The following is a 25,465-nucleotide window of genomic DNA, read 5'->3' as shown; positions in this document are numbered from 1 at the left end:
CCAGGCTCACTCCTTGGTTGTGACCGGCCGGGGCAGGATGCGCGACCGGTCGTTGGGATGGCGACTATCGTCAACCCTGCCGCGCAGCCGGCCATCGTCCGCGTGTAGTAACCGGTACGGATGCCGTTTAGTCCGAACGAAGGATGTAGCGGTGCCTCGCCCGCCCCAAGCTTTCGACGAGGACGGGCGGCCCCAACGGCGCCCGCATATCACTGATACAGGAGACAGAAATGAAGCAGACGGAACAGCCCATCGTCGCGGTCGTCACGGGCGGCTCTCGTGGTGCCGGCAAGGGCATTGCGCTGGCGCTCGGCGCTGCCGGTGCCACGGTGTACGTGACCGGGCGTACGGAGCAGGAAGGCAGCGCGCCGCTGCCCGGCACCATCCACGCCACGGCGCGCGAGATCGATGCGCTGGGCGGTCGCGGCATCGCGGTCGCCTGCGATCATCGCGACGATGCGCAGGTGGCGCAGCTGTTCGTGCGCGTGCGCGAGGAGATCGGGCGGATCGATATCCTCGTCAACAACGCCACCTTCCTGCATGACGAACTCATCATGCCCGGCCCCTTCTGGCAGAAGCCGCTGGAGATGACCGGGATTCTCGACGTTGGCCTGCGCTCGGGCTACGTGGCCAGCTGGCATGCGGCGCCGATGATGGCGGCGCGCGGGCGGGGGCTGATCGTGTTCACGTCGTCGTTTGGCGCCAACTGCTATATGCATGGCCCGGCGTATGGGGCGCAGAAGGCCGGCATCGACAAGTTTGCCCATGACATGGCGGTCGACCTGCGCCCGCACGGCGTGGCGGCGGTCTCGGTGTGGATGGGGCCGTTGCGCACCGCGCGCACGCAGCGCGTGTGGGAACAGCATCCCGACAAGTACGCATCGTTCGCCACCGTGGCGGAGACCCCTGAATTCACCGGGAAAGTCATTGCGGCGCTGTATCGCGATCCCGGGCTGATGGAGAAATCCGGCCAGGTGCTGATCGCGGCGGAGGCCGCGCTGGGGTATGGGATTGTCGATGCGCAGGGGGTGCAGCCGCCTTCGTACCGGGAGGTGCTGGGCGGTCCGCCGGCGGTGCATCCTGCGATCGTGGAGTAGGGCCTGGGCTAGCCAACGCCCCACGCATACGCTCCGCTCTCCCGCGCAGTGGGAGAGGGGAGCAAACAAGCGAGGTTTTAGCTGCCCTGCGACAGCAACGCCGTCGTAAACTCCGTCGACCGGATCAACCACACCCCATCGATCCGCACATACTCATCCGCATAGCGCCCGGTCAGGAACGTGCGCGAACCGTTGACGTCATCCAGCGCCAGATACGCCAGATCCCAGCTACCCTGCGCCGACGCCTCATCCAGCACCCGGATCTCCGACTGCCCGGCAAAATGCATCTCCCGCAGCGTAGGCCGGCAAGCCAGCTCCGCAAAACACTGCACCAGCGCATCACGCCCGGCAAAGCTGCCAATGCGGTCATAGTGGATATGCGCGTTGTCCGGCACGAAGCAGGCCCGCATGGCTTCCGGATCCTTGTCATCGCACGCCCGCAGGTAGCGCAGCTTAAGCGCCCGGATCGCATCCGCGGCTTCCAGCCGTGAAAGGCGGTCGGCAATGCCGGCAATCTCGGTCATATTCAATCTCCGTTGATCAGGCTTCACGCAGCTGATACTTCAGCACCTTGCCCGCCGCGCTCACCGGCAGCGATGTGACGAAAAGCACCTCGCGCGGCACCTTGTAGTTGGCCATGTGCCTGCGCGCCCAGACGATCAGGGTCTCGGCATCCAGGCGTGCGCCATGGCGCAGCACCACGTAGGCGCGCCCCACTTCGCCCAGCCGCTCATGCGGCATGCCCACCACCGCGACCTGGGCCACCGCCGGGTGGGCCGTCAGCAGCTTCTCCACCTCCGCCGGATAGCAGTTGAAGCCGCCGACGATGAACATGTCCTTGATGCGGTCGGTAATGCGCAGGTAGCCCCGCGCATCGAGCGTGCCGACATCGCCGGTATGCAGCCAGCCGTCGGCGTCGATGGCTTCGGCGGTCGCCTCCGGCAAGCCAAAGTAGCCCTGCATCACGTTGTAGCCGCGCACCAGCACCTCGCCCGGCTCGCCGGTCGCGACCGGCCGCCCCTGCGCGTCGACGCAGCGCAGCTCGATCCCCGGCATGGCGCGGCCGGAGGTGCCGGCCACCGTTTCGGCATCGTCGCCGGCGCGGGTCAGCGTGGCAAAGCCGCACGATTCGGTCAGGCCATAGCCGGTGATCACGGTGTCAAAGCCCAGTTCCTCGCGCATGCGTTCGATCAGCACCGGCGCGATCGCCGAGGCGCCGGTCACCGCAACCCGCAGCGATGACAGGTCGAACTCGCGCAGCCGCGGCGCGTTGAGCAGCGTCTGGTAGAGCGTCGGCGGCCCCGGCAGCACCGTAATGCGCTCGTTCTCCACGCGCGTCATCACGGCTTCGGCATCGAACACCAGGTGCGGCAGCACCGTGGCCCCGCGCGACAAGGCGGCAAGCCATCCCGCCTTGTAGCCGAAGGTGTGGAAGAAGGGATTGACGATCAGGTAGCGGTCCCCGGCGCGCACGCCCGTGATCGCCGCCCAGCCGTCGATGGCGCGCAGGTTCTGTGCGTGCGCGGTCATCACGCCCTTGGGCCGCCCGGTGGTGCCCGAGGTGAACATGATGTCCATCGGCGTGTCGCCGCGCACCCCGGCCTCGCGCTGCGAAAACGCCGCCATGTCCACCTGCTGCGCCAGTCCAAGGAAGCCATCCCACGCCAGCTCGCCGTCGCCCAGCGCCCTGCCCTGCCCCGGCCGCAGGATCACCAGCCGCTCCAGCGTGGCTGGGCGATGTGGCGCCAGCATCTGCGGATAGCTTTCGCCGAGAAAGTCGTCGACGCAGACCAGCAGCCGAGCGCCGCTGTCGGCCAGCACGGCGCCGGCTTCGGCGCCCTTCATGCGCGTATTGAGCGGCACCAGCGCGGCACCCACGCTGTGCGTGGCCAGCGCCGCGATGATCCATTCCGAGAAGTTCGGCGCCCAAACCGCAACGCGGTCGCCCGGCTGCACGCCGAGCGCCATCAGCGCGCGGCCCGCTTCGGTCCGGCAGGCATCCAGCGCGGCGTAGCTCAGGCGCAGCCCGTCCTCCTGGATGGCGATACGCTCGCCGTGGCGCAGCGCCGCGCGCCGCACCAGCTCGGGAATGGTGGCAGCGATATCCTCGTTGGCGGCGGCTTCCTGGGCGTCCTGGCCGGCCAGCACCGCAATGTCGTCGATGGTGTCAGATGGGGTCATGTCAATCCGGGAACTTCAGGTGGAGTTCGTCGCTCGCGGGGCGCGCCTGGCAGGCCAGCGTCCAGCCCGCGTCGAGGTCGGCGCGATCGAGCACGTGGTTTTCGCCGAGCGTCACGTCGCCCTGCGTCACCTGGCACATGCAGGCGCCGCACAGGCCCGCACGGCAGGAACTGGGGGCGGCGACGCCGGCGCGCTGCAGCGCATCCAGCACCGTCTCGTCGGGCGCGACATTGAGCTGGTGGGCTGCGCCGTCGAGCTGCACGGTCAGCGCCGCGCCGCGCATGGCGGCGGGCTCGTTCGGGACAGGCGCCGCCGGTGTCTTGGCCGCTGCCACATCCGGCAGGGACACGAAGCGCTCCACATGCAGCTTGCCGCGCGGCACGCCAAGCTGCTGCAGCGCCGCCTGCGCCGCGTCCATGAATGGACCAGGCCCGCAGACAAAGCACTCGGCCAGGCTCCACGGCCGCACCAGTTCCTCGACCTGGCGCTGCGTCGGCGGCCCCTGCACGCTGTCCAGCCAGTGGATCACGCGCAGCCGGCCGGGGTGGCTGTTCGCCAGCTCGCCGAGCGCCTCGCGGAAGATGACGGAGCGCTCGTCGCGGTTGGCATAGACCAGCGTCACCGCGCCGCGCCCCTGGCGCAGTGCGGCCTTCGCGATCGACAGCACCGGCGTGATGCCGCTGCCGCCGGCCAGCAGCAGGAAATCGCCATGCAGCGTGGGCGGGGTGAAGACGCCGGCCGGCGGCATCACCTCGACCGTATCGCCCGCGCCGAGGTGGTCGCAGATCCAGTTGGAGACGCGCCCGCTTTGCACCCGCTTGATCGTCACGCGCAAGGCGTGGTCGACCTCGGGTGTGCTCGACAGCGAATAGCAGCGCTGCAGCGGCACGCCGTCGACGGCCACGCGCAGCGTCAGGAACTGGCCGGGACGGTAGGCAAAGGCGTCGCGCAAGCCGTCAGGCAGCGCGAAGACCAGCGAATGCGCCTGCTCCGTTTCCGTGATGACTTCGGCGATCTGCAGCCGATGGAATTGCACTGGCGCCATGATTTCCTTCTCTCGCCGGGGGTGGCGTCAGGCCACGCCCATGATGGTCTGTGCGTTGTCGATGCGCAGTTCCGCGCCGTTGATGAAGCGCGATTCGTCCGACGCCAGGAACAGCACCAGGTTGGCGACGTCGCGCGGATGGCACATGCGCTGCATCGGCTCGGCGCCGCCCACCTCTTCCGGCAGGGCCGCCGCGCCGCCCGGCAGGAAGGCAGCGGTCATCGGCGTGAGGATGCCGTCGGGATGGATCGAGTTGCAGCGGATGCGGTAGCCGCTCTGCTTGCAATGGCCCGCGACGGCACGCGTCAGCGCCGCCACCGCGCCCTTGCTGGCGCTGTAGGCGCAGAACGCACCCATGCCGCCCAGTGCTGCCACCGACGACATGTTGACGATGCTGCCGCCGCCTGCCTTCATCGCGGCCACGCCGTACTTGCAGCCCAGGAAGTAGCCGTCGGCGTTGATGCGCATCACGCGCTGCCATTGCTCCAGCGTGGCATCCTCGACCGAGCCCAGCATCAGGATGGCGGCGTTGTTGACCAGCACGCCGGGCGCGCCGAAGCGCTGCTCGGTGCGCGCCATCACCTGCTGCCAGCCGGCTTCGCTGGCGATGTCGTGCGGCACGAACAGCGCGGTCTCGCCGATCTCGCGCGCCAGCGCGTGGCCCGCTTCCTCGTTCAGGTCGGTCAGCACCACGCGCGCGCCTTCGCGGGCCAGCAGCAGGGCGTCTTCCTTGCCGACGCCGCTGGCGGCCCCGGTGACGATCGCGATCTTGCCTTCAGTACGTCGGCTCATGGGTAATCTCCTCGTTGGTGTGTGCCTGCCGCTCGCCGGCGGGCTGTTGTGTCAGGTGGCGGCCGGCATTGCGCCCCGACCAGATGCAGTCGGCAAGCGACAGGCCGCTTACGTAATGGTTGGAGGCGATGCCCACCGCGGTCCGGCCGACGGCGTAGAGGCCCGAAATGGGGGCGCCGCCTGCGACGGCCAGCACACGGCCGCTCGACTCTTCCACGGACAAGCCGCCGAGCGTGATCGCCGGACAGGGGAAGACGCGGGAGTTCGCCGAGATGTCGATGGCGAGCCATGGCCCGGCCTCCAGCGAGGCGCACATCGGCGCGGACTTGCCGGCCGGGTCGGGAATCTCTCCGCGGGCAGCGGCGCTGCAGGCGTCGACGGTAGCGCGCAGTGCGGCCGGCGGCATGCCCAGCTTGCCGGCCAGCGCCTCGATGCTGGACGCACGCCTGGCGCCGGCGAGCAACAGCATCGCCGCGGGCAAGGCCTGGAACGCCCACAGGCGGCCGCCCAGGCATTCACGCAGTGCGGCGCGCGCCAGCGCGCGGTCCAGGATCAGCCAGGCGCGCCCGCCATGCCGCTCGCAGATGGCGTGGCCCAGCGTGGCGCCATAGGTTTCCTCGTTGCCGATGCGCTCGCCCCGAGCGTCGACCACGCAACCGCGCGCCCAGTCGAACGGCGGATTGATAAAGCGCCAGGCCGACACGCGCTCCAGGTGTCGCGTGGCCGCGCCCGCCGATTCGCCGAGCCGGATGCCGCTGCCGTCGCACCCGGTCGCGCCGAGGCGCCAGTTCTGCAGGTACTTGCCGGCATGGCGCGCCACCATGGCGCGGTTGAAGATAAAGCCGCCGGTGGCCAGCACGACGGCGCGGGTGCGCACTGCCACGCGCTGCGCATGGCGCAGCTCGAGCTGCAGCACGCGCTGGCGCAGCAGGTCGGCAACGCCCGGCATGGCGTTGTGCAGGCGCTCGGCCAGCCGCGCCAGGCGCGCGTGGCGCTTCTGGTGGCGTTCCGGCGGCACCTGCCACAGCTCGATGCCGATGACTGCGCCGTCCTTGTCGACGATCAGCCGGCGCGCCGCGGCCTGGCGCATGACCGTGATTTCCGCCCGGGCTTCCACGGCGCCGCGCAGCGCGCCGTACAGCGTGCGCCCGGACATGCCGGGGCCTTTCACGCGATGCCCGCGCGGGGCCGGTGCGGCATGCTGCGCGTACGCCGGCACGGCTTCGTTGCCGGAGTAATAGAGGTAATACGGCTGCGCCGGGTACGACGTCTTGCGCGGCGGCACGGTGGCGGCAAAGCGCACGCCCACGTCTTCCAGCCAGGCCAGCATGTCGCGGCTGCGCTCGCAGAAGGACTGCAGCGTGCCTTCGCTGACGACGCCGCCGGTCTCCTGGCGCAGGTAATCCGCCATCGCCCGCGGCGTATCGGCATAGCCCGCGGCGGCCTGGTAGGACGTGCCGCCGCCGGCATACACCACGCCGCCGCTCTTGGCGCTGGCGCCGCCGCCTTCGAAGCGCTCGGCGACGATCACGCGCGCGCCGCCGCGCGCGGCTTCCAGCGCTGCGCAGGCACCGGCGGCGCCGAAGCCCACTACCACAGCATCGCAGGCGGCCTGCCACGGATGCGCGTCCGGGTCATCGAGCCGCAGCGGTGCGTAGACCGGCGTGACGGAATCGGGATGCATGCTGGCGCCTCCGGGGCTCAGGCGGAACACAGCGCGCGCAGCGGCGCGGAGGTGGTATAGGCGCCGTCGACATAGACCAGCGGTGACACCTCGCCTGCCAGCCGCACCTCGCGCAGCCGGCCGATGAAGACAGCGTGGGTGCCATAGTCGAAGCGGCCGTCCTGCCGGCACACCAGGTTGGCCTGGGCATTGCGCAGGCACGGCACGCCGAGCAGGTCGTCCTCCCACTCGCCGCTGGTGAAGCGTTCCTCGCCCTTGAGGCGGCCGCTGCAATCGACCGCGATGTCCTGGTGGTCGGCGGCCAGCAGGTTGATGCAGAAATCGGTGCCGGCATCGAGCGGCGGATAGATCGACGAGTTGCGGTTGATGCAGATCAGCAGCGATGGCGGATCCGCCGACAGCGAATCGACCGCCGTCACCGACATCGAATAGCGGCGCTCGCCATCGCGGCAGCTGATGACCGCCACCGAGCGCGCCATGCGGCGCATCGCCTTCAGCATGTCGTCGCGCAACGTCTGGCTGGATTCCGGATTGGCGCTCATAGGGCCTCCTGTACGGTTTGAGCGTGGGGCGCGGCGGCAGGCTGCCGCGCTTGCTGCGCGATCACGTCCGCAGCGATATAGCCGAAGGTCATCGCGGGCCCGAGCGTCGAGCCCGCGCCGGGATAGCTGGTGCCCATCATCGAGGCACTGGTATTGCCGATGGCGAACAGCCCGGCGATAGCGCTGCCGTCCTCCCGCAGCACGCGCGCGCTGGCGTCGGTCACCAGTCCGCCCTTGGTGCCGATATCGCCGGCATCGAGCCGCACGGCGTAGAACGGCGCCTTGCCGATCGGCGCCAGGCACGGGTTGGGGCGCACCGCCGGGTCGCTGTAGTAGGTATCGAACAGGTTGTCGCCCTTGCCGAATTCCTCGTCCACGCCGGTGGCGGCGTAGCGGTTCATGCGGGCGACGCTGCCGGCGAGCCCGTCGGCGTCCACGCCGATCCGCTGCGCCAGCTGCGCCAGCGTGTCGGCGCGCACCAGGATGCCGGACAGGCCGGCCGGAATGCTGCGGTCCGGCATCACCGAGGCAGGCAGGATCGGCCCGCACGGGTACTTGTGGCGGAAGGTGGCGTCGAACACCATCCACGCCGGCACGCTGCAGCCGGTCTTGTCGTGGTCGCGGTACATGGCCGGCACGAACTCGGAATACGGCGCGGCCTCGTTGACGAAGCGGCGGCCCTGCCCGTTCACCACCAGGCAGCCCGGCATGGCGCGCTCGATAAAGAGCGCGCGCTGCTTTTCCTCGCCCTGCACCTGCACAGTCGGCGCGCCCCACACATGCGACATCAGGGCGACGCCGGCGCCGGCGGCCTGCCCCGCGCGGATCGCGTCGCCGGTGTTGTTGGGCGGCGTCGCGCTCCAGCCGGCCTGCGTCGGCTGCGGCAGGTATTGCTCGCGCATGGCCTGGCTGCGCTCGAAGCCGCCGGCGGCCAGGATCACGCCATGCAGCGCGCGGATTTCCACCACCTGCCCGTCCTGCACGGCGCGCACACCGCGGACCGAGCCGTCTTCGACGACCAGGTCTTGCAGCGCGGTGTCGAGCCACAGCGGGATCGCGCGGTCCATCATTGCCCGCCGCAGGCCGCCGGCCAGGCTGTTGCCGAGCGTAAGGCGGCGGTCGCGCCGGGTCTTGCGGCGCCAGCCGAAGTCGAGCCAGTAGCGGGCGAACTGGCGCACCGCCAGTCCGAACCAGCCGGGCGAGCGGCACAGCAGCGCGTGCGCCTCGCCGGAGGTCACGGCCACGCGGCCGCCCACCAGCGTGCCGGGTGACGGCGGACGCAGCCGGTCGAACTCCTCACGCAGGCGCGCACCGTCGAACGGCATCGGGTCGAGCGCGCGGTAGCCGGGCATCGCGCCGGGCAGCTTCTGGAAGTAGTCGGCGTAGCGCGGCAGCGTGTAGTAACGCACACCGGTCTGCTGCTCCAGGTATTGCAGCATGCGCGGCGCCTGCTCCAGGTAGGCGCGGATCCGCCGCGGGTCGCCGTCGTCGCCGGTGCAGGCGAGTATGTACTCGAGCGCCTTGGCGTAGTCGTCCTGCCCGCCCGCCGGCGCGATATGGTGGTTGAGCGGGATCCAGATGCCGCCGCCGGACACCGCCGAGGTGCCGCCGTACTGGCTGCTCTTCTCCAGCACCACCACCGACAGCCCGCGGTCGGCGGCCCGGCAGGCGGCCAGCATGCCGCCGGCGCCCGAGCCGACCACCACCACGTCAAACTCCCTGGCCTGCAGGCGCGCTGTGTTCTGGGTCATGATGGGTTCCCTTGCCGGTGCGCGGCTTCAGATGAAGAAGTCGGTGTTGGCGCGGCCCATCATCACGCCGCCCAGGTTCTGGCCGAAGCGGTCCAGGTTGTTGGCGTAGTGGGCGCGTGCCGCGTGCAGGTCGAGGAAGCGGCGCACCATCGGGTTGGTGCGGTAGATGCCGTTGCCGCCGGCATAGCGCAGCAGGCTGTTGGCGAGCTGCGCGCAGCGCTCGGCCACCTGCGACGACTGGTAGCGGAAATGCAGCCGTCGCGGCGTCTGCACCTGGCCGCCTTCACGCGCTACGGCCAGCAGCTCGTCGAAATTGCGTTCGAGGACGGTGCGCATTTCGTCGACGGCCACCTGGGCATTGGCGCAGGCCAGTTGCGCACCGCCGTCCTCGGCGGTCTTGCTGCCGCCGTTGCTGCTGACGCGGCCGTCGGCGTAGGCGACGAAATCGTCAAGGGTGCCTTCCAGCGCGCCGATGCACGCGGTGCACACGGCACGCACGAAGATCTGCGCGAACGGCAGGCGATATAGCGGCACGTCGTTGACGGCAAGGCCCGGGCTGGTGCCCATGGCGCCATCGACGGCGCGATGGGTGCGGTAGTCGGGGACGAACACGTCATCGACGACGATATCGTGGCTGCCGGTGGCGCGCAGTCCCAGCACATCCCAGTTGCGCACGATCTTGTAGTCGGTGCGCGGCAGCAGGAAGGTGCGGTAATCGTAGGCACCGCCCGGTTCGGACGGCGGCACCAGGCCCCCGAGGAAGATCCAGTCGCACAGTTCGCTGCCGCTGGAGAACTTCCAGTGGCCTGAGAAACGGTAGCCGCCTTCGACCGGGGTGACCTTGCCGACCGGCATGTAGGTCGAGGCGATCAGCGTGGTGGGATCGTTGCCCCAGACCTCTTGCTGCGCGCGTTCGTCGAACAGGGCGAGCTGCCAGTTGTGCACGCCGACCACGCCGTAGACCCAGGCGGTGGACATGCAGCCTTTGGCCAGCGCCATCTGGATGCGGAAGAAGGTCTGCGGGTCGAGTTCATAGCCACCGTAGCGGCGCGGCTGCAGCACCTTGAAGAAGCCGGCGGCCTGCATCTCGGCGATAGTTTCGGCGGGGATACGCGCTTCGGACTCTGCCTGCGCGGCGCGCTGCGCCAGCACGGGGATCATCTGCTCGGCGCGCGCGATCAGGCGTGCGGCCAGTTCCTTGGGGTTGTTGTCGTGATGCACCGCGGTCTCCTTTTCGCTTTGTCTTGTGGCTGGCGTTGATGTTTGCATCGGGCGGGCGGGGCGCCATCGTCTGATGGGACTAGCTGTTTCCTGCGGCACTTCGTGGATGCGCCGGCCCTCTCCCCCGGCCCCCCTCTCCCGCTCGCGGGAGAGGGGAGCAAACCATCGATCAGCAAACGTTCACGCCACCGCGCTCAGCTTGCGGCCCTGCTTGCGGAAATGCGGGATCACGTGCTCGCCGATATTGCGGATGGTCTCCATCTGCGCCCACTGCGGCACCGTGCCCATCTGGCAGATAAACAGGATCTCGTCGGCGCCGGCATCGATCAGCCGCTGCACGTAGCCGATGCAATCCTCCACCGTGCCGTAGGCATGGTTCGGGTTCAGCATCATCATCGAGGGGTCGCTGAAGTCGACCGAGACCTTCTCGGAAGCGAACCTGGTATTGATGACGGCCTTGCCCTGCGCGTCGGTGGCGGTGACATGCTCGTCGTCCCACGCGGACGGATCCGGGCGCTCGCCGCCGGCATACCAGTACGACAGCGACTCCATGAAATAGCGCTGGCCCTTGATGCCGATCTTGCGCGCAGCCAGGCCGTCTTCCAGCACGATGGTCGGGCACAGCGCCGCCAGGTGCTGGTGCGGGCGGAAGCCCACCTGGTCCTCGGCCTTGCGGCTTTCCCACGCGGCGCGATAGATCTCGTTCTTCTTCGCCACATCCTCGGGGCCGCCAAAGCCGAGCACCAGCGCGCCCATGCCGCGCGCGCCGGCGCGCTGCAGCGTATCGGCATTAGTGCAGGCCAGGTACATCAGCGGATGCGGGTCCTGGCGCGGCTTGGGGTGGATCGGGCGGCGCGGGATCTTGATGAACTCGCCATCGTGCTCGATCTCGTCCTGCGTCATGATCCTCGGGATCAGGTACATCGACTCGTCGATCATCGGGTGCAGGCTGTTCAGGTCGTAGCCGAACGTGCCCGCCTCCTGCTGCGTGCCGCCCTTGCCCACGCCGAAGTGCACGCGGCCGCCGGACAGGATGTCGAGCGTGGCGATGCGCTCGGCCACCTTGACCGGGTGGTTCATCGCCGGCGGCAGGCACACCACGCCGTGGCCGATGCCGATGCGCTGCGTGCGCCCGGCGACAAAGGCGAGGAAAGTCTCCGGCGCGCTCATGTGCGCGTAGTTGGTCAGCGCGGTGTGCTCGACCGCCCAGACCACGTCGAAGCCCATGTCCTCGGCCAGCACCACCTGTTCCATGATTTCATCGAACACCTTGTGGTCGCCGGCGCGCGAGGCATCGACGGTCTGTGCTTCATAGATCAGCGAAAAACGCATTGCAGTCCCCTTCCCTGGCATTGATGGTTCAGGACCGCTGCCGGGACGCCGCCGGTTGCCGCGCCTCGGGCCGGAAGCGGCCTGTGTGCTTGCAGTGTGGGCGGCGCAAGGCGTTGCAACATCGTCTGATTGGATTATGAGCAGTGCCTGGCCCATCCCTATCATGATTCGCGGGCAACGATGCCCGCTTTTGACCTTCGAAAGGACCAGGACACATGCAAGCCAGACTGCTGCTTTACCCCGTCACGGACATCGACACCGCGCTGCCGTTCTTCACGCAAGGACTCGGACTCGCCGTGAAATTTCGCGACGGCGACCGCTATTGCGCGCTGGACGCGGGCGCGCTGACGCTGGCGCTGGTGGCCGGTGAAGAACGGCTGGTCGACCAGCCCGCGCTCGCGTTCAAGGTGGATGAGGGGAAAGACTTTGCCGCGGCGATTGCGCGGCTGGTGGGTGCGGGGGCCAGCGTGACGCTGCCCGCGGCGCAGGGCCCGCATGAGACCCGCGCGGTACTGCAGACCCCGCAGGGCTTTGCGCTGGTGCTCAGCGCAAAGCCCTGACGCTTACATCAGCCCAGCGAAATCACGCTGCTCAGCAGCATGCGCACCAGCGTGGCCTGCCGGGTCACGCCGGTCTTGGAGAAGATCGCGCGCAGGTGCGCGCGTGCCGTGTTCTTGCTGATGCCGAGTTCATCGGCGGCTTCGTCGAGCGTGAGCCCGTTGGCCAGCTGCAGCGCCAGTTGCGTCTCCGCCGGCGTGAAGTCGAACAGCTGGCGCACCACATCGTGCGAGGCCTGCGAGCGCCGCTCCGGATCGCGGATGAAGACCACGCAGGCCGGGCGCTTGCGGTTGTCCTCCGACCACTCGCTGAGCGGGATGGTGCGGATCAGCACGCCCAGCCTGGCGCTGCCGGACGGACGCGTGATCGACATCGCCTCCATCACCGCCGGCGCGGTGCCCAGGTGCCCCATCATTGCCTGGCGCAGCAGGCGCTGGAACTTGCGGTTCTCCTGGCCGTACTCGACGTCCAGCCCGCCCTTGGCAATCCGGATGCCGTCCTTGGCGCCCAGGATCTCGTCGGCCGCGGCGTTGGTCTTGATGATGGCGCCGGTCTCGTCCAGGATCACCATGCCGACCAGCATGCGGTCGATGGCGCTGGCATAGACGGTGCGCTCCGACTCCACCACGTCGAGGCGCGAATGCAGGTCCACCGCGCGCTTCAGGTGCGGCAGCAGCGCGGTGCACAGCGCCTTGTCCGCGGCCGAGAAATCGCGGCCCTCATGCTTGCGGCAGACACGGAAGCGGCATTCGACGCCGTCGTCGGTACGCAGGTCCGCGCCCAGGATGTAGCGGATGCCGACGTCCTTGAGGAACTGCAGGTAGATCTCGCTCTGGCACCAGACGCCCGGCCCTAGATGCTCGTCGATGGTCACCACCCGGTCCGACGGCAGGCCGATGAAGGGATCGAGCGCGTAGTAGTAGTTGTTGTACGAGGTCTCCCCCGGCAGGGTCGAACCGCCATGCTCCGAGGCATTGATCATGAGCCCGCGCCGGTCCGTGGCCGGCGAACGCAGGATCAGCGTGACGTAGTTGGCGTCGAGCTGCCTGCGGATCTGCTCCAGCGCCTTGCCCCATGGCACCTGCTCCATCGGTCCCTGGTAGATATTGCCCAGCAACGCGCTGAAGTCAGACAGCGACACCGTCGTCTGCGCGAACAGGTGCGCGGCTGCCTGATTGTGGCTCGCCTCCATCAGCATTTCCTCTGTCTCCATTGTGGCGTGCGCAGCGCACCGGACGTGCCGGTCGGCTGGCCTTCCTGTGCGGGCTCTGTGGCCCTTTTTTTGTGCCCCGATTATAGGGACGGCGCAGGGGTCGCGGCTTGCCCCCCGCCTTCATGGTTTGCCCTAGTCCACGCCGGCATGGCACGCATGCCGGACTAGTCCCGAGGGACAGGCCAATCCTCACGCGCCGGCGGCGCAAACACATACTCCAAACAGACTAAGGACCAACCCATGGCCGTCCGGCTGCGGGCAAACCCCTAGGCGTCATGGGGTGCCATGTGACGCCATGTGAATCCGCATGACGCCAGGTGGCGCCGCCCCACCCAAACAGACGATGCCGCGCCGCCGCGGCGCCGCTACAAGTCGTGCATGGGCGGCAATCCCCGCCTTTTTCCACGTCTTTTTCCTACGGAGAACCATCACCATGGCGGCAAACCCGCGGCAGCAGGCCGCAGTGATTACCGGTGCGGGCAGCGGCATCGGCGGCGCGCTGGCGCATGCATTGGCGGCGCAGGGCTATGCGCTGGCACTGGCGGACATCGACGCCGACGCGCTCGAAGCGACGCGCGCGGCGCTTGCCGGCCAGGGCGCCATCGCGATCGCGGTCCCGACCGACGTATCCGACTTGCGGCAGATGGAGCACCTGTGCGCTGAAGCCTTCCTGCGCCTGGGCCGTGTCGACCTGCTAGTCAACAACGCCGGGGTGCTGGCCACGGGCCGCTGCTGGGAGCTGGCGCCGGAGGTCTTTGAGCGCGTGCTGCGCATCAACCTGTGGAGCGTGCTGTACGCACTGCGCTGCTTCGTGCCGCGCATGGCGGCGCAGGGTTCGGGCCATATCGTCAACGTGGCGTCGATGGCCGGGCTCGCGGTCGGCCCCTGGCTGGCGCCCTACACGCTGTCCAAGCAGGGCGTGGTAGCGCTCAGCGAAGGACTGGCGCTGGAGCTGCAGGCGGCCGGCCTGCCGATCCGGGTGTCGGTGGTCTGCCCCGGCCCGGTCGCCACCGGCATTGCCGCGGGCCTGGACGGCGCCGGGCCGCAGGAGGTGAACCAGATGAACGGCGCGCTGCGCAGCGGCATTGCCGCCGGCATGACGCCGGACGAGGTCGCGCGCGTGATCCTCGACGGCGTGTCGGCCGGCCGCTTCTGGATCCTGCCGCACGAGCAGGCGGCGCACGCCGCGCTGGCGCGCGCGCAAGGCATTGCCGCCGGCAGCCAGCCGGCCTTCGCGCTCTGAGATCGCGCTCCGAACTTGAATCCTCAACCGCAACCGGGAGACACCATGCCGCTCGACCCCCAGGCCCGCGCCATGCTTGATGCCATGGCCGCCTTGCCCAGCCCCGACTTCTCCACGCTGCGCGCCGCCGACTACCGTGCCGCGCTGGCGGCCATGCCCGGATTCGCACCCGGCGATGCCATCGCCGCGCAGCACGACCTGATCCTGGACGGTGCGGCCGGCCCGCTGCGGGCGCGCCTGTACCGGCCGGACGACAGCGCCGCGCTGCCGCTGGTGATCTATTTCCACGGCGGCGGCTTCGTGCTGTGCGGCCTCGATTCGCACGACAACATCTGCCGCAGCCTGGCGCGCCGCAGCGGCGCGCTGGTGCTGTCGGTCGACTACCGGCTCGCGCCGGAAGCGCGCTTCCCGGCCGCCGCGGAAGACGCGGTCGCGGCGGTGCGATGGGCGGCTGCGCATGCGGCGCAACTGGGTGCGGATCCGGCGCGGATCGCCGTGGCGGGCGACAGCGCCGGTGGCAACCTCGCCGCCGTAGCCTGCCAGCAGGTGCGCGGCAGCGGCATTGCCCTGCGGCACCAACTGCTGCTCTACCCTTACCTGGACTGCACCGATGCCGCGACCGGCAGCGCCAGCTACCGCGAATGCGCAACCGGCTACTTCCTGAGCGCGGCGGAACTGGACTGGTATCGCGCCCAGTATCTCGGCAATCGCGCCGATGCCGCGGACGTGCGCGCCAGCCCGCTGCGCCAGCGCGACCTGCATGGCTTGCCACCGGCCACCATCATCACCGCCGAGTACGACCCGCTGCGCGACCAGGGCGAAGGCTACGGCGAAGCGCTGCAGCGCGCGGCCAGCAGCGCCACCGTGCGCCGCTGGCCGGGGCAGTTCCATGGCTTCATCAGCATGCAGGGCGTGATCGATGCCGCCAGCGACGCACTGGATGCGGCCGCAGCGGCGCTGCGCCACGCGTTCGGCAGCAGCCGGCAGGAGGCAGCATGAGCACGGCCAACGCCTTGCCGCCGATGGCCGACGTGCTTGCCGCACTGGCCGCTGGCCAGCGCGTGGTGGTGATCGAGGACGAGACCACCGAGGCCACCGGCTGCGTGCTGGTTACCGCCGAACGCACCACCGAGGCCGACGTCAACTTCATGGCCGCCGAGGCGCGCGGCCTGGTCTGCATGGCCATCACCGAGGCGCGCCGCGACCGGCTGCAGTTGCCGCCGATGGCCGCCAGCCAGCGCCAGCGCGAGCGCTACACGGTGTCGATCGAAGCGGCCACCGGCGTCAGCACCGGCATTTCCGCGGCGGACCGGGCGCTGACGCTGCGCGTGGCGGCAGCGGCGCGCGCCCAACCGGCAGACCTGGTCCAGCCGGGACACATCTTTCCGGTGGTAGCGCAGGCCGACGGCGTGCTGCGCCGCGCCGGCTTTGCCGAGGCCTGCTCCGACCTGCCGCGGCTGGCCGGGCGTGTCGCCGCCGGCGCCTATGCGATGCTGCTTGATGACGACGGCGACCTGCTGCGCGGCCCCGGCCTGCTGGCGTTTGCGCAACGCCACGGGTTAGCCGCGGTCTCGATCAGCGGGCTGATCCACCACCGGCTGCTGACCGAAGGCGCGCTGCGCCGTACCTGCTCGACCGGGCTGGATACGCCGTTCGGGCGCTTCACCGTGCACGCCTACCACGACGCCCCTGCCGACGCGCTGCACCTGGCATTGGTGCTGGGCGAGCCCGATCCGTCCAGGCCGGTACTGACGCGCGTGCAGGCGGTGGAAATGCAGCGCGACGTGCTGGCCTTCGGCACGCCGGCGCAGTCCACCTCTCAGCCCGCCTGGAACCTGGAACGCTCGCTCGCCCGCATCGGCGCCGAGGGCTGCGGCGTGCTGGTGCTGCTGGACGAGCGCGAATCGCCGCAGCAGCGGCTGGCGCGGCTGGCCGCGCCGCCTGCCGCCGCGCCGGCGCCGGCCTTCGCGCAGCGCGCGCTGGGGGTCGGGGCGCAGATCCTGCGCGATGTGGGCGCGCACAAGCTGCGCCTGCTCAGCCATCCGGTGCCTTACCGCGCGGTCACCGGCTTCGACCTGGAGGTTACGGAGTTTGTCCCGCCGGGCCAGCCTGGTTGAACGGCGCGCCGAAGCAGTCGGCAAAGCTGCGCGTGAAGCGCTCCACTTCGGCGTCGGGCAGGTGGTTGATGCCCCCGGCCAGGCGCCGGCCGCCTCCGGTCTCGAAGGCGCGGCAGAAGTCGGCCGCACCGGTGATGCTGTGCGCCGGCACGCGCACGCTGACCGCAAAGCCGCCGCCGGATTTGGGCGACAGCAGGCCGATCGCATCGCCGGGACGTCCGCGCACCAGCTCGTTGGCCAGCACACCGATCGCGCGCCGTGCCCACGGTGCGTCCGGCAGCACCAGCAGCGCGGCGCCGGGGACTTCATGCACGGGCGACAGGCGGCGCGCCTGGGCCATGTCGTCCTCGTAGCCATCGCACAGCAGCGCGTAGGTGGCGCACTGCGCGGCGAACTCCAGCGGGTCGGCGAACGGCAGCATGTGCTGCGCCAGCTCGGCGGGATCGCAATGCAGGTCCGCCACGCACTCGCCATACGCGTTGTAGTTCAGGCAGGTGCCGAGCCGTTCCAGCATCAGGGTTTCGCGCGCGTCCAGCCGCGCCTGCGCCGCCATCGCGCGCGCCACGTCGCCGAGGTTGTCGCCAAAGGCGGCGGTGATCGCCCAGCGCCGGTGGCGCCCGTCGAGGTGGCGGTCGACCAGGATGCTGGTGCAGACCGCCGCGCTTTCGTCGATATGCGCGCGCAGACCGGCATGCGACGGCAGCTCGCCGGCGTGGTGGTGGTCGAAGTAGTCCACCTGCGCACCGGCGGCGAGCAGCCGCAGCAGCCCGTCGCGGTTCTGTTCGAGCGAGATGTCCAGCGCCGTCACGGTATCTCCGGCACAGGCGTCGATCCGCTCGAGCAGGCGGATATCGCGCTTGACGCCGGTGACCAGCGCCGCATCGCCGGGGTGCAAACGACGGGCCAGGCGCAGCTGCTGCAGGGCACACAGGCCGTCGGCGTCGCCGTTGAAGGCAAAGTAGCGGGTCATGGCAGTTGGCAGTAGAGCAGTCGGTCCGGCCGGTCAGGGCATGAAGTCGCCACCGTTGGCATCCAGCGAGGCCCCGGTGATCGCACGGGCGTAGTCCGACACCAGGAACAGCGCCGCGCGCGCGCAGTCGTCGTCCGTCGGCATGCGGCCCAACGCAATCTGGGAAGCCACCGGTGCGATGATAGCGTCCTCGGCGACCCCCTGTTCGGCCGCGGCGTGGCGCACATAACCCTGCACCGGCGCGCCCCACATCCAGCCCATGAAGATGCTGTTGGCGCGGATGCCATGCGGCCCCAGCTCGCGCGCCAGGTACTTGACCGCCACCGCCAGCGCGCCCTTGGACGCGGCGTAGCCCGATTCGCCGGGCATCGGCTTGCGCGTGGCCTGGGTGTTGATCATCACGATGGCGCCGCCGCCCTGCGGCTTCATCAGCGCGGCCACCTCCTGCGTCAGCGTCATGGTGCCGAAGACATTGGTGTCGAACACCTGGCGCCAGACGTCCAGGTCGGCGGCTTCCACCGGCTCGGGGAAATTGCCGTGCTGGAAGGCGCTGTTGACCAGCGCGTCGATGCGGCCGAAGCGGCGCACGGTCTCGCTGGCGAGATGGCGGGACTGGGCGCGGTCGGTGATGTCGGTCACCACCTTCAGCACTTCACAGTCGGCGCCCAGTGCATCGATGCGGGCCTGGGCCTCGTCCAGCTTCGCGGCGGTGCGCGCGGCGATGGCAACGGCGCGGGCGCCCTCGCGCGCGGCCTCTACCGCCAGCTTGATGCCCAGACCGGGGCCGATGCCCGATACGATCACGATCTTGTCTTTCAGCAGCATGTGGATGTCTCCTCGGTGTGTTTTCGGTATCAGTCGCGGCTCAGCACATGGCGTGCGCGATAGCCGGCGAAATCGCGTGCCAGCTGTGCCTGGCTCAGCCCGAACTGCTCGGGCGTATAGGCGTGCGCCGCGCGCCGGTTGCGCGGATTGCTTTCCATCCATGCCCACATGCCGGCGCGCGCGGCCTCGGTCAGCGGCATGCCGGCGAAGCGATAGACCGCCTGCGCCACACCGAAGGGATCGCGCACCGTATCCTCGAAACGCACGTCGAGGAAGCGGCCGGCGGGCATGGCGTCGCGCACGGCCATGGCGTGATCGGTGCCGCGCCGCATCTGTTCGCTCCATTGGCGGCCTACCGCGACCGGATCCGGCGCATCGGCGTACATCTTCCACAACGTATGCGCCATGCTGGCCATCGACGGGATGGTCTGGACCGGATCGCGGTGGGTCAGCACCACCTGCGCGCCCGGGAACACCCGGAACAGGACTCCCAGCGTATGCAAATGCTGCGGGGTCTTCAGCACCCAGCGCTGCGCGGTCCCCTCGCCGCGCTGGCGCTTCTGCCACTGAAGGAACTGCAGCATGGTCTTCAGGTAGTCGTAGACCTCGGTGCGGTCCTGGCACGCCAGCCAGCCGGTGTAGCCGGGCACGTTGGCGTAGGAGTCCATTGCGCACAGGAATGAATGCTCCATCAGCATGAATTCCTCGTCGGCGGCCATGGCGTCGAGCGGATGGATGGCGAGGATGTCCGGGATGAAGCGGATCATCTGCGCCACTTCGTCGCGCGCCAGCGCAATGCGCCGGCTGGCATCGCGCACGTCCTCGCCGGGCAGCGGCGCGGGGTAGCGGGTTTCCCACCACGCCGCCGAGCAGAAGCGCGCGTCGGTAGCCAGCATGCGCTGCAGCAGCGTGGTGCCGGTGCGCGGCAGCCCGACGATGACCAGCGGGTCTTCCACGCGCTCCTGCAGGATCCCCGGATGGCGCCTGCAGTAGTCCTGGATCACCAGCCGGTTCACCAGCTGGGCCTGCAGCTTGGCTTGCAGCAGTTGCTCGCCTTGCTGCGAGAGGCCGGCCTCGCGTGCCAGCGAATCGGACAGCACGTCCAGGGCCTCGCGGTAGTTGCCCGGGCCGAAGTCGGCCAGGCCGCCGGCCTGCTCGCTCGCCTGCGCAAGCAGGCCCTTCACGTTGATGCCCTTCATGCGTTGTTCTCCCTGAGCGATGCGAGCTTGACCACGCGCGTGCGCGGATGCGCCGGCTGCGCCGCGCCCACCCAGCGCCAGCACATGGTGCCGTTGCGATGGCCGGCGGTCTCCAGCCAGTTGGACAGGCCCGGATCGCCCGCACTGAGGATGACGGTGACGCCGCCACCGGCATCGAGCCGGGCGCCGTGCTTGTTGATGCAGATGTCGTGGTAGCGGTAGTCGAGCGACTCCATCCAGTAGTTGTTGATCTGGAAGTTCCAGAACTCGCAGTCCGGCACCCGGTCGACCTCGACCACCAGCGCCTCGTCATCCGCGAGCTGCCAGCAGGAGTGGTAATAGAAGATGTTGGGATCGCCGCCCGCCGCCTGGCACACGGCCTGGTCCGCGGGCGGCAGGGCGTTGACGTGGCCACCGTAGCCCCTGGCCCAGTCGGCAAAGATGCGCGCGGTGCTTTCGACAAAGCCGGCGGCGCGCAGCAGGCCGCCGTGCAGGCGCTCGGCGCTCAGCGCGGGCGGCTTGCCGTTGCCGTCAACGCGTTCGATATGCAGTTCGGCCGGGGTCTCTGCCTTGCGGTCGAGGAAGGTCTGGCGCACCACCAGCGCATTGGTGGCCGGCTCCATGCGCACCCAATTGCCCTGCTGCGGCTGAGCGCCGAGGACGATCTCGAAGCTGCCGTCCGCCGCCACCGCCAGCTGGCTGCTGTCGATAAAGCCGGTCTGGACCATGCGTCCATCGGTTTCGTAGCCACCCTTCTGCGTGCCGAAGCTGAGGTACGCCACCGTGCCGCGCCGGCCGCGGATGCGGTACGCCGCATTGCCGTCCAGGCGCGCGTAGCGGTACAGGTTGTCCGGATTGTCAGCGCCGATCTTGGCGGTCTCGTGCGACGGCGAGAAGAAGCCGGGAAACGCCGGATCGGCGAACTCCACATGCATCTCCAGCGCAATGCGCAGCAAGCGGCTCAGGTAGCGGAAGCCCTCGGCGCGCGTGAGCGCGTCGGTCGGCGCTTCGGGGCGCAGGATCTGCTGCCCGCTGCGCTTGAGCACTTCGCAAAACTCGGCCCAGGTGTGGCCGCTCAGCAATTGGTCTTCGGCGGAGGTCGCCATCTGCCTGCTCCCGTGGTTCGTCGGCGAAGCAACGATACCCAGTGCAGGCCCAGCGCTTCCTCGTCCGGGCGGACTAGGAATTGCATGCCGCGGCCCGCGATTTCCTAGTCCGCCCGGACGAAGTGGCGCGGGGCCCCGGCTCGCTACCTTGTGGCCATGCCAGGCCACCGCGAGATCCGTGCATGGGCCGGCAAACCAAGAGGAGAACCCGATGTTGACCCACCTGGAGCAACTGGAGGCGGAGAGCATCCACATCATGCGGGAGGTGGTGGCGGAATGCGAAAACCCCGTCATGCTCTATTCCATCGGCAAGGACAGCGCCGTGATGCTGCACCTTGCGATGAAGGCCTTCCATCCCGCGCGGCCGCCGTTCCCGCTGCTGCATGTCGATACCACGTGGAAATTCCGCGAGATGATCGCGTTCCGCGACCAGACCGCCGACCGGCTCGGCCTGGACCTGCGCGTGCATATCAACCCCGAAGGGGTGGAGCGCAATATCAGCCCGCACGAGCACGGCTCGGCCGTCCACACCGACGTATGGAAAACGCAGGGCCTGAAGCAGGCGCTGGACCACTACGGCTTTGACGCCGCTTTCGGCGGCGCGCGCCGCGACGAGGAAAAGTCGCGCGCCAAGGAGCGGGTGTTCTCGGTGCGCACCGCCCAGCACCGCTGGGACCCGAAGATGCAGCGCCCCGAACTCTGGCGCCAGTACAACACCCGCAAGCGCAAAGGCGAGAGCCTGCGCGTGTTTCCGCTGTCGAACTGGACCGAGCTCGATATCTGGCAATACATCTACCTCAACGACATCCCGATCGTGCCGCTCTACTTTGCCAGGGAGCGTCCGGTAGTCGAGCGCGACGGCACGCTGATCATGGTCGACGACGAGCGCCTGCCGCTGCGCCCCGGCGAAACGCCGCGGATGCGCAAGGTCCGCTTCCGCACGCTGGGCTGCTACCCGCTCACCGGCGCGATCGAGAGCGAGGCCGACACGCTCGGCGGCATCATCCAGGAAATGCTGCTGGCGACCACGTCGGAGCGCCAGGGACGGCTGATCGACAGCGATTCGGCCGGTTCGATGGAGAAGAAGAAGCAGGAGGGATACTTCTGATGGCAACGCTGATCGACACCGCGCCGCCGATGGCGCAGCCCGCGGGCACGCAGAGCGAGATCGCCCACTACCTCCATGCCCAGCAAGGCAAGAGCCTGCTGCGCTTCATCACCTGCGGCAGCGTCGACGACGGCAAGAGCACGCTGATCGGCCGGCTGCTGTATGAGTCGAAGATGCTGTTCGAGGACCAGCTGGCGCAACTCGAAGCCGATTCGAGGAAGATGGGCACGCAGGGCGACAACCTCGACTTCGCGCTGCTGGTGGATGGCCTGGCCGCCGAACGCGAACAGGGCATCACTATCGACGTGGCCTACCGCTTCTTTGCCACCGACAAGCGCAAGTTCATCGTCGCCGACACGCCGGGGCACGAGCAATACACCCGCAACATGGTCACGGGCGCGTCCACCGCCGACCTGGCCATCCTGCTGGTGGACGCGCGCCGCGGCGTGCAGACGCAGACGCGCCGGCACAGCTACCTGGTGTCAACGCTGGGCATCCGGCGCGTGGTGCTGGCGGTCAACAAGCTCGACATGGTGGACTACTCGCGCGAGGTCCATACGCGCATCGAAACCGAGTACCGCGAATTCGCACGCCAGATCGGGCTGACCGATATCACCTGCATCCCGATGTCCGCGCTGCGTGGGGACAACATCACCGCGCCCAGCGCCAGCACGCCGTGGTACCAGGGCCCGACGCTGATGCAGCACCTGGAAACCGTGCCGATCGACAGCGCACCCGTGCAGGACGAGTCGTTCCGGCTGCCGGTGCAGTGGGTCAACCGGCCCAACCTGGATTTCCGCGGCTTCGCCGGCACCGTCAGCGCCGGCGAAATCCGCCGCGGCGACCGGGTGCGCGCGCTGCCCTCGGGCCGCGAAAGCCGCGTGGCCGCCATCGTCGGCGCCAATGGCGAATGCGAGCATGCGGTACGCGGCCAGGCGGTGACGCTGACGCTGGCCGACGAGATCGACATCAGCCGCGGCGATGTGCTCGCGTGCGCGGAAGACCCGCCCGCGGTGGCCGACCAGTTCGAAGCCACGCTGGTGTGGATGAGCGAGGATGCGATGCTGCCCGGCCGCCCCTACCTGCTCAAGCTCGGCACGCGCACCGTGGGCGTGACGGTCGCGCAGCCCAAGTACAAGGTCAACGTCAACACGCTCGAACACCTGGCCGCGCGCACGCTGGAGCTCAACGAGATCGGCGTGTGCAACCTGCACCTGGACCGGCCGGTGGCGTTCGACCCCTATGCGCGCAGCCGCGAACTGGGCGGCTTCATCGTCATCGACCGCCTGACCAACAACACCGTCGGCGCCGGCATGCTGCATTTTGCGCTGCGCCGGGCGCAGAACGTCCACTGGCAGGCGATCGACGTAGACCGCCGCGCCCACGCCGCGCTCAAGCACCAGTCACCGCGCATCGTCTGGTTCACCGGGCTGTCCGGCGCGGGCAAGTCCACCATCGCCAACCTGGTGGAAAAACGTCTGCATGCGCTCGGCCACCACACCTACCTGCTCGATGGCGACAACGTGCGCCATGGGCTGAACAAGGACCTGGGCTTCTCCGAGGCCGACCGCGTCGAGAACATCCGGCGCGTGGCTGAAGTGGCAAGGCTGATGCTCGATGCGGGGCTGATCGTGCTGGTGTCGTTCATCTCGCCGTTCCGCTCCGAGCGTGAGATGGCGCGCACGCTGGCGGGCGACGGCGAATTCGTCGAGGTCTTCATCGATACGCCGCTGGCGGTGGCCGAGCAGCGCGACCCCAAGGGCCTGTACCGCAAGGCGCGGCGCGGCGAGCTGAAGAACTTCACCGGCATCGATTCGCCGTACGAGGCGCCCGACCGGCCCGAGCTGCGCATCGACACCACCGCCGACACGGCTGAGCAGGCGGCGGAACGGATCGTGGCGTGGCTGCGGGATAGGACTTAGGCTGAATGGACGATGAGGCCGTGGTGGGGGTGGGTACGATGGGCGAATCCGAGTTTCTGCCGGAGATCCTGACCGCGCCCACCCGGGACCAATGCGCTTGCATGGCCGACTGCTTGCTCCCTCTCCCGCCTGCGGGAGAGGGAGCACACCGGCCATCAACCCACACGCCTCGACCATGCTGCCACATTCCCTGCAGGCCGCCGAACTCAGCGCCCTGCTCGCCCAGCTCTACCAGGGTCCCACCGAAGCCGTCCCCTGGGCCGGCTTCCTCGAAACCGTGCGCCAGCGCCTCGAGGCCGTCTTCGTCACGCTGGTGCTGCGCCACCCCGCCACCGACCGCCTTGGCCTGATCGTCAACGCCTCCGCCTACGGCCCGCACCTGCCCGGCGAACCCTCGTACAGCGAGCAGTACTACGCGCTGTGCCCCTTCCTCGACCTCCATCCCGACCGCCTCTTCAGCGCCGATGAACTGTTCGGCGAAGCCGGGTGGCTGGCCCACCCGTTCTATACCCAGTACCTCGCGCCGCTGGACCTGCGCTATATCCTCGCCGCCAACCTCGTCACCGCCGACGGCGTGGAATGCGCGCTGTTCATCAGCCGCGGCGAGGCCGGCCAGGATTTCGGCGCCACCGAGAGGGCGCTGCTGCAAGGCCTGCTGCCGCACCTGAAGCGCGCGGTCGACCTGCATGCCGCGCTCGACCTGCTGCAATCCGAGCGCGCCCTGTACGCGGAAGCCGTGGACCGGCTGCTGGTCGGCACCATCATCCTCGACGAACACGGCAAGGCCATCCGCAGCAACGACGTCGCCAGGCGCCTGCTGCAAGAGCGCGACGGCCTCCATCTGTCCGGCGGCACGCTGCACGCACACTGCCCGGTGGAAAACCGCCGCTTCCGCAAGATCCTCGAAGACGCCGCGCAAGCCCACGCACTGGCCACCTCGCGCAGCGAAGTCACGCTGCTCAGCCGCCCCGCGGCGGCCACGCCGCTGAGCGTGCTGGTGCGGCCCATTCCCCTCAGCTACCGCACCGAAGACAAGGCCCGCCGCCCCGCGGTCGCGGTATTCATCCGCGACCCGGCCGGGTCGCCGCGCAACACGCACGCCAGCCTGCGCAAGCTGTTCCACCTGACGCCAACGGAGATCGAGCTGGCCTTGCTGATGGTCGATGGCCTGACGCTGGATGAAGCAGCCGTCAGGCTCGGCGTGAAGAAGAACACGGTACGCGCGCACCTGCGGGGGATCTTTGCCAAGACCGGGGCGACAAGGCAGGCGGTGTTGGTGAAGATGCTGTTGTCTAGTGTGGTGGGGATGGGGTGAGGCACCCACAGCTCTGGGCTCGTTCAACAATCGCGTCAATGCCGAGCCGCAAGCCAACATTCCATAAAAAAAATGCCGACCATCACCCCCAAGGCCGGCACCAAGCTCACAGCATCCGGAGACTCGCGGAGCATACCCCCAATATCCCCCAGCAACACCAAATCATCATCGTCCACCCAGACTCGTCCATTCAGGGTATGCGCCCCGCACAGCCCAGCCCTAGTGTTGGATTCCCAAACAAAGA

22 protein-coding genes are annotated in these 25,465 nt (G+C 69.0%); 8 read left to right on the top strand and 14 right to left on the bottom strand.

Going from position 1 to position 25,465, the window contains the following annotated elements:
- Positions 1–230 precede the first annotated feature (230 nt).
- Positions 231–1,097 carry an SDR family NAD(P)-dependent oxidoreductase gene (locus E0W60_RS08175; RefSeq protein ID WP_135703604.1) on the top strand — a complete coding sequence of 289 codons (867 nt, stop codon included), beginning with the start codon at positions 231–233 and terminating at the stop codon, positions 1,095–1,097.
- 77 nt (positions 1,098–1,174) lie between these two features.
- Here E0W60_RS08175 and E0W60_RS08170 read toward each other — a convergent pair whose 3' ends face one another.
- The 9 genes from E0W60_RS08170 to E0W60_RS08130 form a co-directional block, all read right to left on the bottom strand.
- Positions 1,175–1,621, bottom strand: a complete 447-nt coding sequence (locus E0W60_RS08170) for a nuclear transport factor 2 family protein (RefSeq protein WP_135703603.1) — start codon at positions 1,619–1,621, stop codon at positions 1,175–1,177.
- Between the two features lie 16 nt (positions 1,622–1,637).
- The gene (locus E0W60_RS08165) at positions 1,638–3,278 is read right to left on the bottom strand and encodes a FadD3 family acyl-CoA ligase (protein ID WP_135703602.1); all 1,641 of its coding nucleotides are present in this window, start codon (positions 3,276–3,278) and stop codon (positions 1,638–1,640) included.
- 1 nt (position 3,279) lies between these two features.
- Positions 3,280–4,323: a ferredoxin--NADP reductase gene (locus tag E0W60_RS08160; protein ID WP_135703601.1), complete on the bottom strand. Its 1,044-nt coding sequence runs from the start codon at positions 4,321–4,323 to the stop codon at positions 3,280–3,282.
- A 27-nt stretch (positions 4,324–4,350) separates the two neighbouring features.
- A complete protein-coding gene (locus E0W60_RS08155; RefSeq protein WP_133094833.1) occupies positions 4,351–5,115 on the bottom strand; it encodes an SDR family oxidoreductase in 765 nt (254 codons plus the stop codon).
- Complete coding sequence (locus E0W60_RS08150) at positions 5,099–6,799, bottom strand: FAD-binding protein (protein ID WP_135703600.1); 1,701 nt, start codon at positions 6,797–6,799, stop codon at positions 5,099–5,101. The genes E0W60_RS08155 and E0W60_RS08150 overlap by 17 nt, the downstream gene beginning before the upstream one ends.
- Before the next feature lie 17 nt (positions 6,800–6,816).
- Positions 6,817–7,341 (bottom strand): flavin reductase family protein, encoded by a 525-nt coding sequence (locus tag E0W60_RS08145; RefSeq protein WP_135703599.1) that lies wholly within the window; start codon positions 7,339–7,341, stop codon positions 6,817–6,819.
- Entirely contained in the window at positions 7,338–9,092 is a 1,755-nt protein-coding gene (locus E0W60_RS08140; RefSeq protein ID WP_135703598.1) for an FAD-dependent oxidoreductase, read from the bottom strand. The genes E0W60_RS08145 and E0W60_RS08140 overlap by 4 nt, the downstream gene beginning before the upstream one ends.
- A gap of 27 nt (positions 9,093–9,119) precedes the next feature.
- Complete coding sequence (locus E0W60_RS08135) at positions 9,120–10,313, bottom strand: flavin-dependent monooxygenase (RefSeq protein WP_133094829.1); 1,194 nt, start codon at positions 10,311–10,313, stop codon at positions 9,120–9,122.
- 180 nt (positions 10,314–10,493) lie between these two features.
- A complete protein-coding gene (locus E0W60_RS08130; protein ID WP_135703597.1) occupies positions 10,494–11,645 on the bottom strand; it encodes an LLM class flavin-dependent oxidoreductase in 1,152 nt (383 codons plus the stop codon).
- 215 nt (positions 11,646–11,860) lie between these two features.
- Between E0W60_RS08130 and E0W60_RS08125 the strand changes: the two genes are divergently transcribed.
- Positions 11,861–12,205, top strand: coding sequence for a VOC family protein (locus E0W60_RS08125; protein ID WP_135703596.1), 345 nt, complete (start codon positions 11,861–11,863; stop codon positions 12,203–12,205).
- Between the two features lie 8 nt (positions 12,206–12,213).
- Here E0W60_RS08125 and E0W60_RS08120 read toward each other — a convergent pair whose 3' ends face one another.
- A complete protein-coding gene (locus tag E0W60_RS08120) occupies positions 12,214–13,401 on the bottom strand; it encodes a helix-turn-helix transcriptional regulator (RefSeq protein ID WP_135704007.1) in 1,188 nt (395 codons plus the stop codon).
- A 448-nt stretch (positions 13,402–13,849) separates the two neighbouring features.
- Here E0W60_RS08120 and E0W60_RS08115 point away from each other — a divergent pair, with 448 nt between their 5' ends.
- From E0W60_RS08115 to E0W60_RS08105, 3 genes are read left to right on the top strand one after another with little or no spacing between them, the layout of a single operon-like run.
- Entirely contained in the window at positions 13,850–14,659 is an 810-nt protein-coding gene (locus E0W60_RS08115) for an SDR family NAD(P)-dependent oxidoreductase (RefSeq protein ID WP_135703595.1), read from the top strand.
- A 45-nt stretch (positions 14,660–14,704) separates the two neighbouring features.
- Positions 14,705–15,658, top strand: a complete 954-nt coding sequence (locus E0W60_RS08110) for an alpha/beta hydrolase (protein WP_135703594.1) — start codon at positions 14,705–14,707, stop codon at positions 15,656–15,658.
- A complete protein-coding gene (locus tag E0W60_RS08105) occupies positions 15,655–16,776 on the top strand; it encodes a 3,4-dihydroxy-2-butanone-4-phosphate synthase (RefSeq protein WP_135703593.1) in 1,122 nt (373 codons plus the stop codon). Before E0W60_RS08110 ends, E0W60_RS08105 begins: the two co-directional genes overlap by 4 nt.
- On the opposite strand, the gene E0W60_RS08100 is transcribed toward E0W60_RS08105, so the two are convergent.
- Genes E0W60_RS08100 through E0W60_RS08085 form a run of 4 tightly spaced genes read right to left on the bottom strand, consistent with a single transcriptional unit; the run spans position 16,742 to position 20,876 of the window.
- The gene (locus E0W60_RS08100; protein WP_135703592.1) at positions 16,742–17,746 is read right to left on the bottom strand and encodes an acetyltransferase; all 1,005 of its coding nucleotides are present in this window, start codon (positions 17,744–17,746) and stop codon (positions 16,742–16,744) included. The genes E0W60_RS08105 and E0W60_RS08100 overlap by 35 nt on opposite strands.
- A 33-nt stretch (positions 17,747–17,779) precedes the next feature.
- Entirely contained in the window at positions 17,780–18,571 is a 792-nt protein-coding gene (locus E0W60_RS08095; protein ID WP_135703591.1) for an SDR family oxidoreductase, read from the bottom strand.
- A 29-nt stretch (positions 18,572–18,600) separates the two neighbouring features.
- Entirely contained in the window at positions 18,601–19,770 is a 1,170-nt protein-coding gene (locus E0W60_RS08090; protein ID WP_135703590.1) for a sulfotransferase family protein, read from the bottom strand.
- Positions 19,767–20,876, bottom strand: a complete 1,110-nt coding sequence (locus E0W60_RS08085; RefSeq protein ID WP_135703589.1) for a DUF1214 domain-containing protein — start codon at positions 20,874–20,876, stop codon at positions 19,767–19,769. The genes E0W60_RS08090 and E0W60_RS08085 overlap by 4 nt, the downstream gene beginning before the upstream one ends.
- A gap of 211 nt (positions 20,877–21,087) precedes the next feature.
- On the opposite strand from E0W60_RS08085, the gene cysD reads away from it, so the two are divergent.
- The 3 genes from cysD (at position 21,088) to E0W60_RS08070 (ending at position 25,221) form a co-directional block, all read left to right on the top strand.
- Complete coding sequence (cysD, locus tag E0W60_RS08080; RefSeq protein ID WP_063239596.1) at positions 21,088–21,984, top strand: sulfate adenylyltransferase subunit CysD; 897 nt, start codon at positions 21,088–21,090, stop codon at positions 21,982–21,984.
- The gene (gene cysN, locus E0W60_RS08075; protein WP_135703588.1) at positions 21,984–23,906 is read left to right on the top strand and encodes a sulfate adenylyltransferase subunit CysN; all 1,923 of its coding nucleotides are present in this window, start codon (positions 21,984–21,986) and stop codon (positions 23,904–23,906) included. Before cysD ends, cysN begins: the two co-directional genes overlap by 1 nt.
- A gap of 175 nt (positions 23,907–24,081) precedes the next feature.
- The gene (locus E0W60_RS08070) at positions 24,082–25,221 is read left to right on the top strand and encodes a helix-turn-helix transcriptional regulator (protein WP_135703587.1); all 1,140 of its coding nucleotides are present in this window, start codon (positions 24,082–24,084) and stop codon (positions 25,219–25,221) included.
- Positions 25,222–25,465 lie beyond the last annotated feature (244 nt).

Source organism: Cupriavidus oxalaticus, from assembly GCF_004768545.1.
GTDB classification, from domain to species: Bacteria; Pseudomonadota; Gammaproteobacteria; order Burkholderiales; family Burkholderiaceae; genus Cupriavidus; species Cupriavidus oxalaticus_A.
This window is presented reverse-complemented; position numbering and strand designations above follow the sequence as displayed.

Excerpts from the sequence above, each read along its gene's own strand:
- E0W60_RS08145 (WP_135703599.1), bottom strand. The coding sequence starts at position 7,341 with ATGAGCGCCAATCCGGAATCCAGCCAGACGTTGCGCGACGACATGCTG.
- E0W60_RS08110 (WP_135703594.1), top strand. The coding sequence starts at position 14,705 with ATGCCGCTCGACCCCCAGGCCCGCGCCATGCTTGATGCCATGGCCGCC.
- E0W60_RS08165 (WP_135703602.1), bottom strand. The coding sequence starts at position 3,278 with ATGACCCCATCTGACACCATCGACGACATTGCGGTGCTGGCCGGCCAG.
- E0W60_RS08100 (WP_135703592.1), bottom strand. The coding sequence starts at position 17,746 with ATGACCCGCTACTTTGCCTTCAACGGCGACGCCGACGGCCTGTGTGCC.
- E0W60_RS08125 (WP_135703596.1), top strand. The coding sequence starts at position 11,861 with ATGCAAGCCAGACTGCTGCTTTACCCCGTCACGGACATCGACACCGCG.
- E0W60_RS08130 (WP_135703597.1), bottom strand. The coding sequence starts at position 11,645 with ATGCGTTTTTCGCTGATCTATGAAGCACAGACCGTCGATGCCTCGCGC.
- E0W60_RS08070 (WP_135703587.1), top strand. The coding sequence starts at position 24,082 with ATGCTGCCACATTCCCTGCAGGCCGCCGAACTCAGCGCCCTGCTCGCC.
- E0W60_RS08155 (WP_133094833.1), bottom strand. The coding sequence starts at position 5,115 with ATGAGCCGACGTACTGAAGGCAAGATCGCGATCGTCACCGGGGCCGCC.
- E0W60_RS08150 (WP_135703600.1), bottom strand. The coding sequence starts at position 6,799 with ATGCATCCCGATTCCGTCACGCCGGTCTACGCACCGCTGCGGCTCGAT.
- cysD (WP_063239596.1), top strand. The coding sequence starts at position 21,088 with ATGTTGACCCACCTGGAGCAACTGGAGGCGGAGAGCATCCACATCATG.
- E0W60_RS08170 (WP_135703603.1), bottom strand. The coding sequence starts at position 1,621 with ATGACCGAGATTGCCGGCATTGCCGACCGCCTTTCACGGCTGGAAGCC.
- E0W60_RS08115 (WP_135703595.1), top strand. The coding sequence starts at position 13,850 with ATGGCGGCAAACCCGCGGCAGCAGGCCGCAGTGATTACCGGTGCGGGC.
- E0W60_RS08085 (WP_135703589.1), bottom strand. The coding sequence starts at position 20,876 with ATGGCGACCTCCGCCGAAGACCAATTGCTGAGCGGCCACACCTGGGCC.
- E0W60_RS08120 (WP_135704007.1), bottom strand. The coding sequence starts at position 13,401 with ATGCTGATGGAGGCGAGCCACAATCAGGCAGCCGCGCACCTGTTCGCG.
- E0W60_RS08140 (WP_135703598.1), bottom strand. The coding sequence starts at position 9,092 with ATGACCCAGAACACAGCGCGCCTGCAGGCCAGGGAGTTTGACGTGGTG.
- E0W60_RS08090 (WP_135703590.1), bottom strand. The coding sequence starts at position 19,770 with ATGAAGGGCATCAACGTGAAGGGCCTGCTTGCGCAGGCGAGCGAGCAG.
- E0W60_RS08160 (WP_135703601.1), bottom strand. The coding sequence starts at position 4,323 with ATGGCGCCAGTGCAATTCCATCGGCTGCAGATCGCCGAAGTCATCACG.
- cysN (WP_135703588.1), top strand. The coding sequence starts at position 21,984 with ATGGCAACGCTGATCGACACCGCGCCGCCGATGGCGCAGCCCGCGGGC.
- E0W60_RS08105 (WP_135703593.1), top strand. The coding sequence starts at position 15,655 with ATGAGCACGGCCAACGCCTTGCCGCCGATGGCCGACGTGCTTGCCGCA.
- E0W60_RS08175 (WP_135703604.1), top strand. The coding sequence starts at position 231 with ATGAAGCAGACGGAACAGCCCATCGTCGCGGTCGTCACGGGCGGCTCT.
- E0W60_RS08095 (WP_135703591.1), bottom strand. The coding sequence starts at position 18,571 with ATGCTGCTGAAAGACAAGATCGTGATCGTATCGGGCATCGGCCCCGGT.